This is a genomic window from Acetobacter orientalis (assembly GCF_000963965.1).
GTDB lineage: Bacteria > Pseudomonadota > Alphaproteobacteria > Acetobacterales > Acetobacteraceae > Acetobacter > Acetobacter orientalis.
Genome location: NZ_BAMX01000014.1, coordinates 135,386 through 148,410 on the forward strand (window position 1 = coordinate 135,386; position 13,025 = coordinate 148,410).

General features: G+C 51.0%; 9 protein-coding genes and 2 pseudogenes. 7 read left to right on the forward strand and 4 right to left on the reverse strand.

Going from position 1 to position 13,025, the window contains the following annotated elements; all coding sequences use genetic code 11:
• The first annotated feature begins 10 nt into the window (after positions 1-10).
• Positions 11-1,171 carry a glycosyltransferase gene (locus Abor_RS06350; protein ID WP_084594403.1) on the forward strand — a complete coding sequence of 387 codons (1,161 nt, stop codon included), beginning with the start codon at positions 11-13 and terminating at the stop codon, positions 1,169-1,171.
• 599 nt (positions 1,172-1,770) lie between these two features.
• Here Abor_RS06350 and Abor_RS06355 read toward each other — a convergent pair.
• Positions 1,771-1,953, reverse strand: a complete 183-nt coding sequence (locus Abor_RS06355; RefSeq protein WP_048840994.1) for a hypothetical protein — start codon at positions 1,951-1,953, stop codon at positions 1,771-1,773.
• 77 nt (positions 1,954-2,030) lie between these two features.
• On the opposite strand from Abor_RS06355, the gene Abor_RS06360 reads away from it, so the two are divergent.
• From Abor_RS06360 to Abor_RS06370, 3 genes are all read left to right on the forward strand, one after another.
• Complete coding sequence (locus tag Abor_RS06360; protein WP_048840995.1) at positions 2,031-2,741, forward strand: aspartyl/asparaginyl beta-hydroxylase domain-containing protein; 711 nt, start codon at positions 2,031-2,033, stop codon at positions 2,739-2,741.
• 574 nt (positions 2,742-3,315) lie between these two features.
• Positions 3,316-3,660 carry a hypothetical protein gene (locus Abor_RS06365; protein WP_244877873.1) on the forward strand — a complete coding sequence of 115 codons (345 nt, stop codon included), beginning with the start codon at positions 3,316-3,318 and terminating at the stop codon, positions 3,658-3,660.
• Positions 3,617-4,393: a nucleotidyl transferase AbiEii/AbiGii toxin family protein gene (locus tag Abor_RS06370; protein ID WP_048840996.1), complete on the forward strand. Its 777-nt coding sequence runs from the start codon at positions 3,617-3,619 to the stop codon at positions 4,391-4,393. Before Abor_RS06365 ends, Abor_RS06370 begins: the two co-directional genes overlap by 44 nt.
• A gap of 25 nt (positions 4,394-4,418) precedes the next feature.
• On the opposite strand, the gene mobF is transcribed toward Abor_RS06370, so the two are convergent.
• Complete coding sequence (mobF, locus tag Abor_RS06375) at positions 4,419-7,496, reverse strand: MobF family relaxase (RefSeq protein WP_084594404.1); 3,078 nt, start codon at positions 7,494-7,496, stop codon at positions 4,419-4,421.
• A gap of 846 nt (positions 7,497-8,342) precedes the next feature.
• Here mobF and Abor_RS06380 point away from each other — a divergent pair.
• From Abor_RS06380 to Abor_RS06390, 3 genes are all read left to right on the forward strand, one after another.
• Positions 8,343-8,831 carry a hypothetical protein gene (locus Abor_RS06380; RefSeq protein WP_146855025.1) on the forward strand — a complete coding sequence of 163 codons (489 nt, stop codon included), beginning with the start codon at positions 8,343-8,345 and terminating at the stop codon, positions 8,829-8,831.
• A gap of 179 nt (positions 8,832-9,010) precedes the next feature.
• Positions 9,011-9,775: a nucleotide-binding protein gene (locus Abor_RS06385; protein ID WP_048841111.1), complete on the forward strand. Its 765-nt coding sequence runs from the start codon at positions 9,011-9,013 to the stop codon at positions 9,773-9,775.
• Between the two features lie 14 nt (positions 9,776-9,789).
• A complete protein-coding gene (locus tag Abor_RS06390) occupies positions 9,790-10,416 on the forward strand; it encodes a hypothetical protein (protein ID WP_048840998.1) in 627 nt (208 codons plus the stop codon).
• 188 nt (positions 10,417-10,604) lie between these two features.
• On the opposite strand, the pseudogene Abor_RS06395 reads toward Abor_RS06390, so the two are convergent.
• Both Abor_RS06395 and Abor_RS06400 read right to left on the reverse strand, forming a co-directional pair.
• Positions 10,605-11,495: pseudogene (locus tag Abor_RS06395) on the reverse strand (IS3 family transposase); the annotation flags it as partial.
• Positions 11,496-12,864, reverse strand: a pseudogene (locus tag Abor_RS06400) (IS110 family RNA-guided transposase). It abuts the pseudogene before it with no gap.
• Positions 12,865-13,025: the final 161 nt, after the last annotated feature.

The following is a 13,025-nucleotide window of genomic DNA, read 5'->3' on the forward strand; positions in this document are numbered from 1 at the left end:
CGGATATTTCATGCAATCGGTTGTGGCTGTTGGAGCGCGCGGTGTCAGGGGGAGGGGAGGAACAGGGGTTTCCACCTATGCGTCCACCCTGAGTGATGCGCTGCAATCTTGTGGCGCAGACGTCGGATTTGCAGGGGGAACTGACCTTCAAAGGCATCCTCATGCGCTGAAGAACAAGCTCCTGCGTTTTTTAGTGTCTTTGAAGGGCCAGCAGCGGCTTACATTTTCTCAGGCTGAGCACTCATGGGGTGTCAGTGATTTTTTTCGTAAAATTCAGGTTCATTTTTCAACGTTTGGACGTTTGACCTCAGTCAGGTCTGCCTACACGCCGGATATTGTTCATTGGAGTTATCCGTTCCCGGTGTATTGGGAAGATATTCCAAATATTTATACAATCCATGATCTGATCCCTTTGCTCCATCCTGAGCTCACGGGAATTCAGTCGGATCGTATGCGGAAAATATTACGACAATGCATGCAGCATGCTGCGGCGATTATCACAGTTTCAGATGCTGTTCAGCAGGATATAGCGGCATTATTTCCCGAATATAGTCATAAAGTGGTCGTGCTGGGGCAGGCTGTTTCTGTATCTTGCAATCAGAAAATGCAGAATTTTTCTTCTGATGAATATGAGAAATATTTTTTGTATTTTGGCTCTATAGAAAAACGTAAAAATATTGCCCGTCTGATTGAAGCCCATGGACAAAGTGGCACCAGTCGTCCTTTACGCCTGCTTGGCAACAATGGTTTTGGGGCGCGGGAAGAGCTTGCTGCTCTTGAAAGGCACCCCAGGCCGGCACTGGTGCAGCAGGTTGCCTGGTGTGAAAGAGAATGTCTGCTCGCACAGGTTCAGAATGCCTGTGCCGTGCTTTTTCCATCTTTGGCAGAAGGTTTTGGTTTGCCAATTGTTGAAAGCATGGCGCTCGGCACGCCGGTCATGACAAGTGATCGCCATGCAACCAAAGAAATTGCAGGGCAGGCCGCCCTCCTCGTTGATCCCTATAATATTTCCGAAATGGCAGAAGCTATTTCATTGTTGGATCAGAATGTCGAAGTGCGAAGAGACCTAGCCGTCAGGGGATTGATGCGGGCACAAGCATTTTCGATGGACAGCTATGCCCGCTGTGTAGCAGGTTTTTATGAAACTCTGCGCGGTGAACAATCACCCTGATCCATAGCTGAAGTGGCAGATTATCTAGGGTAGGGGTCAGGCATCGGGCCATGCATGTCAAAGTGTGCGTGGGCCGACGTAGTCTCAACTATTCTGTTGGAAACGGGTAATGTTGTCTCTGCCGTTCGTGGGGGTGTCGGAGGCGGCTGAATGGCCGGAATAGGCTTTTTAGCACATCCAGTTACGATGACAGCCAGAGCTACAATAGGTATAAGTTTTGCACGCAAGCTGTTTATCCTTAAGATAATCTGATTTGATTTTATAAGCTCTCTTGCATTTTTAGCAAAATTATAAGGCACACGGAATATCTCTTTATAAGCCTCATGCCCTCATTGCATGGACGGCACGGGGGGGGAAGCAAGATCAATCTGGAGCGGATTAATGCCGCCGCGCAGCAATCCATAACATGAAACTCTTTTTCTGCTCAGGACGCAGAGTGAAAATTAGGTCCAGAAACCAGCCATCAACCCGCCAGAAATCTGAAATGAGGCAAAAGGGGGAATCAATCAACGGTTCTTCGAATCCTCCACATTATTTCGTTCTATGATTACGAGGCACTGGGAGAAAGGATATGTAGCCGTTTGCTATAAAAGCGGATTTTACAGGATACGTATCAGATCGTTGAGGGCATCAATTTTGTCGGCCAGCATGGCTACATTACGGGAAATATTTTCTGGTATATTTTTATCAGAAATCAATGTGGAATTCAGTTTATCGATATCTGAACTGATTTCGAACAATAGAGTGTGAATTTCCTGTAGGTTTTCGTCCGGGGCTTGCATTGTTCACTCCGTGTCTGCCATTGAATTTTTTGATTCTAATTTGAAAATTCTGTAACGAATAGAGAAGAAAGAGGATAATGGCTAAGAAAAAGACAATTTATCATCTCACGAAAAATATTCGTGCCGTGATTGATGCGTTTATTATGCGCTATTCACTCTTGCCTGATCAGGCCGTCTTTAATCCCCATATTTTTCCATGGGTCAGGGAATTGGAAAAGAACTGGCAGGCTATCTGTAAAGAGATTACGCTGGTGCGCGCTTCAAACATGCCGTCTTTGGGGGAAATATCCCCGGATCATGGGAGAATTGCTGCGGACGTCCGCTGGCGGACATTTTTTCTTGAAGGGTATGGCTACAAGAGGTTGGAAAACAGGGCGTGTGTTCCTCTTACAGCATCTTTAATTGATAAAATTCCAGATGTCTGCACCGCGACGTTTTCTGTTCTGGAGGGTGGGTGCCATATCCCTCGGCACCGTGGCATGACCAAGGGGATGCTGACTTATCATCTGGGGCTTTGTGTGCCTCAGGATAGAACGCAGTGCTGGATTCAGATTGAAGAGGGAGAAAAACTTCATATTCATTCCTGGTCGGATGGAAGTTCTCTTCTGTTTGATGACACCTATAGTCATGAAGTTTGGAACAATACTGAAGAGGACAGGTATGTTCTCCTCATTCAGGTTAAGCGTCCATGCCGATGGCCTGCCCGTTTGTTGCTAAACCTGTTTTTCAAAGGCGTCAGATATTCCCGTTTTGTGCAGGATATACGAAAAAATCTTGATCGTTCGTAAAGCATAGAACACGTATTGAAAGTATAATGGACTGCCATAAGGCTTATTGAAACGTTGGAAAATTCTCAGACTGCCTCCCACCTACGCAACCTTCCCATTCTTGTAGAGTTCTGAATGAGAGTTTAGGCAGCTTCTTTTGGTTTATGGGTGATAGTTGGAAGATGAGGGAAGCATCGCACGTTAGACAATATATATAGAAAGATGGTTGGTTAGTAGTGTAAAAAGTGACGGTAAACTACGGTTTTTTCCTAACCACCCTGAATCAGGCAGGTTGGCTAGTGAGGGTTTAGGGGAGGGGAGTCGGCAGGTGTTTAATTTAAGAAGCCTCTCTCGATATGTTTCAGAAAATACTGAAGGGGGGCTGGAGGGCAGCGAAGAAGGCAGGTCTGCCGCCCTGTTTATCGTTTACATAACCACGCGGCTCTTAAACGCTGAAGGCCAGCGGTAGCAGGCCATTTCTCTTGCTTCTTCAAGGCATCCATCAGCATTCTCAGAAACGTGCTTAATTGTTCTCTTTTGCTCCCAGCTTGTGTTATAAAACAACGTCCTCACATCATTCTAAAAAGGAGACCCCGTGGCTACAAACCAGTTATCCCACCGGCTTTCCGACCCTGACGGCCGTGCTTGGCTGCGGGCTGCGCTGAAGACCGTCAACGCGCCTTTGCCTATCGAGACAGCGCCTGAAGCTATGATCAATCATGTCCTTGACGTTCATCCCGACATCTATGCTTCTGTGCGGATTGCAGCTTTAATCGACGAAGTCCCCGGCCCAACGCTTGCAAATCTCGTTTCAAAACGAGTGTTCAGTTACAATGAACTGAACGCCGCTATGGAGCGCATCCGCCTCCTGGGCCTTGACGTGTCGGAGACTGAAAATGGAAGATGGATTGCAGAAATGGCAGGGTTCGAGGTGGTATGATCTGCTGCCTGACGCGATCAGCATCCTTGATGCCGCCGGTCATGATCTATGGACGTTCGGGGGCGGGACGGCTTTAGCCATCTGGCTTGACCATCGCGTCTCGTATGACATTGACATCTTTACGCGCGGATCACTCATTCATCTGACCTCCCAGTTCTGCGAAGAAACAAAGCGTGTCCTTGGTGTGGATGGAAAGAGCCAGTTTCCGGGGTACTATCTGAAACTCGAATTGAAAAATGGTGAGATTGATTTTCTGACGCCGCCGACATTGACCCATGATCCCGTTCGTGGACTTTCGCTCGATGAGGTCTTTACGCAAGCCGGCTTGGACTATGTAGGAACAAATGGCGATCGCATTATTAACGTCGAATTACCAACTGAAATTTTGACCAGAAAAATCCTGTATCGACGTCACAATTTCAAGCCGAGAGATGTGTTTGATCTTGCGGCATCTTTGACGTGGTCGCGTGATGTATTGATTCCGGCTGTTGATGTATTCAAAGCGCAGCCCGATGCCATGGAGCAGATGGAGCAAAGGTTAAATCTTATGCGTCCTTCTTACGAAGCGCAGGCGAATGCGGTCATCAGCCCGCGTCCTGGCTTTGAGCGTTTCCTGACGTCAGATGCGATAGATTTGTGCCTCGCCGAAGTCGCCAGATTAAAATCGCTGCTCATCCAGCCGTGCCCATCTCAAGAGATCAAACGTCACAAAGGGCCGGCGCCGTCCATTTAGTAGCGCCAGTCCCCACGCTCGCCGGTCAACGCCTCATGACCGGCCCTTCCTGCGCGTGCTTTCTAGCTTCTTCTTCAGCCTTACGCCGGGCTTCTGCCGCCGCTTTTTCAGCGTCATCGTCCGCTTTCTTCGGAATTACCGACTCCCTTGCGCCAGTCTTTTCCGTTCCAAAAATCCATTCCTCAATCCGCTCTCCTTCCAGTTCAACGGACGACGGCCCATCCTCTTTTTTGCGCTCGATTTCTTTCTGTTTCCGTTCAATCTCGCCCTGCACAGCCATCTCGGCCGTCGGTGCCGATGCCCAGGAACGCCTGTGCTGAGAAAAATCAGCGGCGTTTCCTTTTTCGCGTGATTGTTCCCCCTCATAGATGATCTGTTTGATCACCGCGTCATGATCGACTTTGTCACCAGGATCGTCTTTGTCGAGCGCATCCGGGGCCTCAAGTTGCCCTGACGCACTGATTGACGCTGATACCCCGTCACGCCGAATTCTGTTGTCCCGAACATTCAGACCGATGCGTGTCGCATCGACGTAAAGGTGACAATCTTCTTTGTGTCGCGTCATCCCGACATACAATGATTCTTTGTCCATCCCGGCCGCATTCAGAACGTAAGTCCTGTCCACACTTGCGCCCTGGGATGAATGGATCGTCACGGCATAGGCGTGCTGGACGCGAAGCGGTCGAGTGTCTGGATCGTTCCCTTTTGATCTTGAAAGCCGTTCCAGATCAGACCATCTCGTCGTCACATCGAAACCGCGATCGAATGCAAGGGTCACAACAGGTTGACCGTCTGTATTGTCGCGGCAAACGTCTTTGATTGTCGCAACGTCATTGTTCCTGATCATGTGCCCCGACGCCTTGATATTCTCGCCGAAAATCAGCCGGTCACCTGTTGCCAAGGACAGCGATCCCGCCACAGGTTTTATCCCTCTGCTTAACGCTTCAATCTCAATATCTGACCCCGTGATCCGTCCCTCCTGGCGCAGCAGATTACGAAGATCGGCGTTTAGATTCCGAACCTCATTATGTGTCCTCGCAAGAACCAGACGTGTTCCTGTCGGGTCGCGTTTGACGTCTCCAATATAGTCCTCGATCAGTCTCCCACGCAGTTCCTCCCCTGTCCCAATGATAATACGGTCTTTGTCTGCGTATGCTGTCACCGCTTTTTCGATCTCGCCCGAGGCGAAGTCCCTGCTTGCGTTCCTCTGCCAATCGACTTTCTGTCTGCGGATTTCGTTGATTCGTGATGAGTTAATCGTTTCTGAAATCAAGCGCAAAGGTGACCCCGGCGCCACGGGTTTGAGTTGCCGCGTGTCGCCAGCAAGAATTACCTTCGCACCCGCTTTTGCTGTCTCACGAAGCAATTCATTCATTTCCTTTGTGCTGATCATTCCGGCTTCATCGACGATCACGACATCGTCCCGTGACAACCTGATTCCCTGTGTGTGGTCAGGATCGGAAATACGATTCAGGAATGACCGCAAAACGGCAGCTTGCGTCTGATCGGTGCTAGTATCCCTGGCGATGACTGATACCGCTTGATGTGATGGCGCTGTTACCCAGACGCGAAGTCCGGCGTCCCTTGCCGCTTCGGAAGCTGTTCCCAAAGAAAAGGATTTCCCTGTTCCGGCTGATCCTTCAACAACAGATATTCCATCCCGGTTCAATGCGTGTCTGACCAGTTCCGCCTGTTCCTCGGAGATCGTCGCTTTTGACGCGATCGCTTTATCGATAATGTCTTTCGATACGAGTGCCCGCTCTTTGCGCCGATCAGTAGAAATACGCACGATTTCCCGTTCCGCATCGATAACCTCTGGTGTTGCGAAAAACAGGTCTCGTGATTTGTTTTTGTCGTTCCCAGTCAGTTCGATAATCTGTTTTGAATTGCGGGCGTTTCGTGCGTGATAGATCGCTTCATCAACGCTCACAGACCGTCCCTGAAAATGCTCAAGAATGGTTCCGATCAGATGCCGATCTTCTATGACTGATTCTGTCTGCGTCAGTTGATGCAATGCACTTTCAAATGCCGTTTTGGTGTCGCGCGGCTTGGCCCGTTCTTCTGCTGCGACCGCCAAGGCTGATTCCCAAATTGATTTCTTTGTCCATCCCTCTTCTTTGATTTCCTTGTCCCAACGATCGTTCAGTTCTGCTCGGGACGGCAGGTCTGATTTTGATCCGCGTGTGTTCCGGGAAATATTATCTGATGCCTCCCTGTGAGAGGCAGTATCAATTCCCATTTCGCGGGCTTCTGAGAGAATGTCGTCCCTGCGCTTTGAGAATTTCTGTTCTATTGATTCAGGAACGCCGACGATGCGGAAGTTCCTTTCGTCTTTGATTGCCTTCACCCCAAGCCTGCGCTCCAGTCCATGAATCAATGCCAGACGATAGATGGCACCAATTTCCTGTTGGTGTTTCAGCAGTTCCAGGTTGTCGATGGTTCCTGTCGTGCCGTCGGCCCTTCGGCACACATTCAGCAATACCGCATGAGTATGAATCTGAGGATCACCAGACCTGCTGGTTGTGTGAAGAAATGTTCCCGCCATCAGTTCTGCTGGTGTCTGTCTGTCGTTCCCGTTGTGTCCGCATCGGGTTACGATCAGTCCATTCTGCTGCACGTATTCCAATGCTTTGAAAACGGCTTCCTGTTGCACATCTTCGATAGCGTCGCGTTGATCCCTGTTTCCAGCCGCATAGAGAACCGATACCGATTTGGACGCAGCGAATTGCAGATCATATCCGACACGCCGCTTCTTTCCCGTCTGAATCAGAGTTTCATGCGTGAGGGGATCACGTCCTGAAGCTAGGTTCCTGAAATCCTGTGGCTTGACTTCTGTTCCGTTGAAAACGAACGGCAGAACCTGTCCCACATCAGCGCGGGCATTTGTCCACCATACGCCCGGTTTTTCTCCAGTTCCGTTATCCAGATAATAAGCCGCTCTGTCACGATCAGACCAGTCACCACGTTTCCGGTTGGCGGGATGAATGATTGTGTGCTGTGTCGGATTTTGTTCCGATCCGCCAAAATCGGGTTGGTTTACTAATTCCTGATTCACAGACTCGATGTAATATTCGACGTCAGAAATCGGTGTGCATGTGAACATGATTTGCGTTCCCTGATGGGGTGTATCTGTTCACTGATTTTAGTTCCGATTCATGAAAGCCTCTGGTTCCTGACGTGAGGGGATTCCGTTCACGAATAAGAATGGCGGCTAATCGCAGATATGAGTTTCGTTCTGCGCGGAATCGAGTTTGAAAAATAATGGGGTGTGACGGGGCCGGATTCCGGCGGTAGCCGGAGATTGTTGCCCACGTCTCCCCCCCCCCCGAGAGGATTTCCGTATTTAGATTTATTGTCCTGAACCGCGAAGACTGCCGTTCCTTAAATGTGATCTGATTCCGTTCTGAACGTGCGTATTTTTCGTATCAAAATTTGTTTTCTGAATCGGGAATCCTGTCGGGCAATCGTCAAGATTGTTCCCGACATTTTTACGAAGGAATGGTAGTTTACTCCCGTTCTAAGTTCTTGCGGGCGTCGAAGATGCGTGGTGTGTTGCTAAATTATTCTATCTTTTATGTTGTTTGAGGGTTTCGTTTTCGTGACTGTGTTTTGTAATCATATCTGTCTGTAAATTATGAGAGAAAATGGGAAAAGAGAGATGGAATTGTGAATGAGAGATTTGTGTGAATGTTGAGGTAATAGATAGGGAATAGAATGATGATTTTTACAGAGATGATTCTGCGTTTTGAACGAAACTGAAATTGCTGAATCAATGCTTCTTTCTATTTATGTTTCTGTCTGTCGTTCTCAATCTGAGATGCAGCATGGTCAAGCGGACATCGTGACGTGAGAAAGCGAAGCTGACGTCATTGTCTGATAAAGATGCGTGATTGCGTTATACTATCAATTAAGGCATCGGCCTCTTAATCAGCAACAGGGAATTTTTGTCATGGCAAGAGTAACAAAACGATCAGCCGTGAATCTGACAATGACTGTCGAGGAACTGACCGCAGACCTTGCAAAAGAACATGAGGAATGGCTGTCGCACAAACCGCAGACCGTCTATGATCTTGTCAAACAGATTTACGAACCGCTTCTAAAGATGAAGCAGGACGGTCGCACGGATTCCGAAATATGCGCTATGCTGACAAAGCGCCGTATCGACATCAGCGCCGGCACGTTTGCAACATATATGAAACGTGTTGCCAAGGAGTTGCGCGGAGGCACTCGTCCTCGCACAGCACGCAAACCGAAACCGGATTCAGAAGGCCGACGCGCCACACCAGATTCTCGCGTCCAGAATTCCACCCCTGATTCAAAAGTGGATCCCGGCGCACAACAGGCGTCTCGTCCGAAACCTGATTCCGCGCCCGCACAGTCTGCGTCACCCTCAATGTCTGGATTCACATCGCGGAAACCACCAGCCTTGGACGCTTAACACTCTTTATCAGCGGCGTTTGTCGTTATTGAAAGCGGAACTGGGCCTCCCCGGTTTCGCTTTTTTTATGTCTCGTAGAAGCGCCCGATCGCGCACCGATCCCGGGTTTTCAGAAATGCACACTATAATGTTTCTAGGGAATGCAGATCGCGTCCTGTGGGAACAAGGAGTGTATAAAAATGGGAGACAAAGCAAAACGTCTCGTCCTCGTCGTCTCAGGAAAAGGCGGCGTCGGTAAAACAACATTCTCTCGTCTGATGACGGACATCTATCGTGAACGCAATACGAAAGCTGCGATCTTCGATGCGGACGGCCAGATCGGCGGACTTGTGCGCGTCTATCACGACGCTGGCGTTAATTTCTATGATCTGCGCCAGGACGCAGAACGTGTCACGCTTCTCAATTCGATTGCCTCGGACGCGGATGTGATTCTGCACGATCTGCCGGGCGGCTCTCGCTTCGAGATCAGCAAAATCGTGGACAACGGCGACGGGGAACAGGTCGAAGGATTCCTTGCCGCACTTGCAGAGAACGATGTTCGTTTGACTTTGGTGCATGTCATCGACAACGAAATTGAAAGCACCCAGTCTGTCGGTCAATACATGAGCGCCTTCGGAACGGATTCCGTCGATCATGTCGCTGTTCTGAACATGCGTGAGAGCCGCGACCTTAAAGCCGATTTTCCATACTGGTTCGGTTACGATTCCGCAGGCGAACGGCGCTATGGCAAGGGTCGCGATCGCCTGCTTGCTGCTGGGGGTATCGAGGTATCAATGCCGGCGATGCAGGTCGGGACGCGGGCAAAACTTAACGCGCTCAATCTGAAATATTCTGACTGTGCCCGGCATCCCGAATTGACGATCACCGAACGCACGATCGCGTCACAGTTTCTGCGCGGATTCCGCAAGGCCATTGAACCGTCCGCCGGTTTGCTCGGTCTGTAAAGGGGGATCGTGTCATGACGATTTTCAACGACACTGCTGAGGCTCTCTGCGTTGATCCCGATGCTCGTAATCGCGCATGGGCTGCGGTGGGCGCGTCAGGATTAAGTCCCGACGATCCCGAGGTTGTCCGCCTTTTGATCACGGAACACGTTAATTCGCAGATCAAGAAATTGTCCTCCGATCTGGCGTTGTCAGCGGGCAAGGCGATCAGTGATTTTAACGATGCTCAGGCACGGGGCGAAGCGGCGGCGCAGGCACGTCTTGAGGCGCGCACGACTGAACTTGCTCAGACTGTGTCTGCACGACTTGCGACTGCGATTGAGCAAACGCTTGAAAAACGGGCAGACGCAAAACTTGATAACGCGCAAACTACACAATGGGCGTGCGGGGCGATCCTGTTCGGGATCGGCTTGTATCTGGGAATGGCGTGTGAAGGCTACGTCAATGTACCAGATGACCAGTTCAATAGATGGCTTCAGGCACAGGCGCCTTACTTCCTCATTCTTGCCGGCACGGTCACGTTCTTCGTGATCCGCCTGGCTTTCGCATGGACATCAACATCTCCCGTCATCCGCTTCCTTCTTGCTCTGCCGCCCCGTGATGTGACGCGCCGCTGGGGCAAGCGCGAACGCGATTACTGAAGAGGGCACGACAATGAAAATCATCAAAACAGGACTGAACATAGCCGCAGGCACGCTGTTTCTGTCTGCTGTCAGCCCGGCAGTCAACGTCATGAATCAGGTCGGTCTCGGCGCCTCTGTGCCGGTGCCGATTCAGACGCTGAGCAACTGGACGTGTCCCGGTTTAGTTCCGGACCATAGGTTATTTATTAAGCGGCGTTGCGCTCATAATCCAGAGGGCTTTTCCATTGACTTGCGGAATGCAGCCTCTGAGGATTATAGAAATCATTGATGTAGGATGTGATAGCCTGCCTAACCTCCTGACGCGTCATCCATGCGTGCCGCCACAGAAGTTCAGCTTTCACGGTCTTGAAGAAGCTTTCCGTGACCGCATTGTCCCAGCAGTTTCCCTTTCTGCTCATAGACACGATAAAACCATGGGTAGAAAGGAGTTTGCGGTAATCCTCTGAACAATACTGACTGCCACGATCCGCATGATGGACGCAGCCTGGTGGTGGCTGACGCAAGGCAATAGCGCGCTGTAACGCTGTCGTAGCAAGGTCTGCGGTCATACGGCTCCCAAGGTTCCAGCCGATGACTCTGCGTGAGAAGAGGTCCAGCACCACAGCCAGGTAAACCCAGCCTTCACGTGTCCAGATGTATGTGATGTCTGCTGTCCATTTCCGGTTAAGCGCTGGTGCTGAAAAATCCTGTCCCAGAAGGTTGGGGTCAATAGTGTGCTTGTGCGAACTGTTCGTGGTGACCTTGAAGCGTCGTGTCCTGACAACACGAATGTCATACGCGCGCATCAAACGTCCAACGCGACGATGCCCGACAGACAGACCCGCAGCCCTGAGTTCTTCTGTCATACGGGGACGTCCGTAACTTTGCCTGCTCTGAGCGTGAATGGCGCGGATATGGACCATCAGGATGTCATCCTGTCTTTTGCGGGCACAGACCGGGCGTCGTCGCCAGGCCCTGAAACCCCGGTCGCTGACACCAAACAGACGGCAAACCCGTTCGCGTGAAAGTGGCCCATGATAGCGAGCAATAAAGGCAAACCTCACGACCTTTGGCTCGCGAAGAACTGTGTCGCCTTCCTAAGAAACAGCGGGTTCGGTGGCTACAGGGATAGGATGCAGGGCAAACCCCAGCGATTGGGCGCGTCGGTGTAGATTGGAGACGACACGTTTGCGATGGATTTCATCGTAATGTCCTGCTCCGGGATCGGCATAAACCATGCCGTATCTGAGGGTATTGTAAAACAGAACCGCTATCTTCCGGGCGGTGGCGGTCACAGCCTTGGCTTTCCCGACCCGCGCTGACAAGCGTCTGTAAAAAGCCCCCAACGCCGTATCGCTTCGCCCGAGCGTCGTGGCCGCCAGACGCAGAAGGGCTGCGGCCCGGCTTGAGGATCGGCGGGTGCGGGATGACAGAAGCTTGCCACCGGAAATCTTGTTCCCCGGAGCGAGGCAGAGCCAGGACGTAAAATGTTTTGCACTTGGCCAGGCGCGGAGATCTGTGCCGCATTCTGCCACAAGCTTGAGAGCCAGGGACACACCGATGCCATGGATCTGCGTGAGATCCACGCCCAGCAAGCGATACAGAATGCCTCGTACGTCGAAGGACGGAGCGCTCACCTGCTTTGTCTTGGTCCGAGGCTTGGGAAGGTCTGCCGCAGGCTTCGCACTCCTGTGGCTCAGAAGCAGCAGAAGGCCTTCCATGCGGCGATCACAGGCCACAATCCGTTCCTGATAAATATCATAGAGCTCCAGGGCCTGCGTCAGGGCAAAAACATGCTCATCTCTATAATTCCCTCTCAAAGCAGCTGATATGATCTCTGCCGATGAGCGGCATCTGAGATCGCGATTGGCGGCCAGGATCTCTGGATCACGTTCACCACTGACAATGGCCCGAATGATCTGCATGCCTGTGACACCGGTAATATCGGAGACGACGTGATGGAGCTGCAGGTTCATTTCCATCAGAGCTTTTTGCATGTGCTGGATATGTCCCGCAGCATACTCAACGAGACGTTCACGTTGACGCAGGTAAGCCCGCAATGCAGCAATATCGCCCTGAGGCCGGAAGCTCCCGCGCAGCAAACCATAGGAATGAAGTTGCTGGAGCCATGCCGCATCGCTCACGTCCGTCTTGCGACCGGGCACGTTCTTGGCGTAGCGCGCATTGACCAGAATGACGTCGAAACCATGTTGCTCAAGAATTTCGTAAACCGGGATCCAGTAGACGCCTGTAGATTCCATGGCGACACTAGTGACTTTGCAGTCTTTGAACCACTCAGCCAATGCATGCAGGTCGGACGTAAATGTGCCAAAGGACCGGATTGGATCCTTCGCAGCCTCAGGGGAGACCGCTGCCATATGCATCCGTGATCCAATATCGATCGCAGCGGCTCCCTGAATATGACGGGCGAGCTCAGGGGGGCGATTTTACAGATTTTCGAGGCATCGTAATATCTCCACACGGTGTGCTGGAGGAGGGTGTGGAACATGCCTATCAATCATCTTCCTAACCGGGATCACCGCAAGGCGGTGTCACCATTCTCAAGTTCGCACAGTTCCATGGACCACGTTTTTTAACGGGGACGAACCCGCCAATAAGCGAACGGC

Bases quoted from the DNA above. Each gene is read 5' to 3' on its own strand.
- Abor_RS06350 (WP_084594403.1), top strand. From the start codon at position 11: ATGCAATCGGTTGTGGCTGTTGGAGCGCGCGGTGTCAGGGGGAGGGGA.
- Abor_RS06355 (WP_048840994.1), bottom strand. From the start codon at position 1,953: ATGCAAGCCCCGGACGAAAACCTACAGGAAATTCACACTCTATTGTTC.
- Abor_RS06360 (WP_048840995.1), top strand. From the start codon at position 2,031: ATGGCTAAGAAAAAGACAATTTATCATCTCACGAAAAATATTCGTGCC.
- Abor_RS06370 (WP_048840996.1), top strand. From the start codon at position 3,617: ATGGAAGATGGATTGCAGAAATGGCAGGGTTCGAGGTGGTATGATCTG.
- mobF (WP_084594404.1), bottom strand. From the start codon at position 7,496: ATGTTCACATGCACACCGATTTCTGACGTCGAATATTACATCGAGTCT.
- Abor_RS06380 (WP_146855025.1), top strand. From the start codon at position 8,343: ATGGCAAGAGTAACAAAACGATCAGCCGTGAATCTGACAATGACTGTC.
- Abor_RS06385 (WP_048841111.1), top strand. From the start codon at position 9,011: ATGGGAGACAAAGCAAAACGTCTCGTCCTCGTCGTCTCAGGAAAAGGC.
- Abor_RS06390 (WP_048840998.1), top strand. From the start codon at position 9,790: ATGACGATTTTCAACGACACTGCTGAGGCTCTCTGCGTTGATCCCGAT.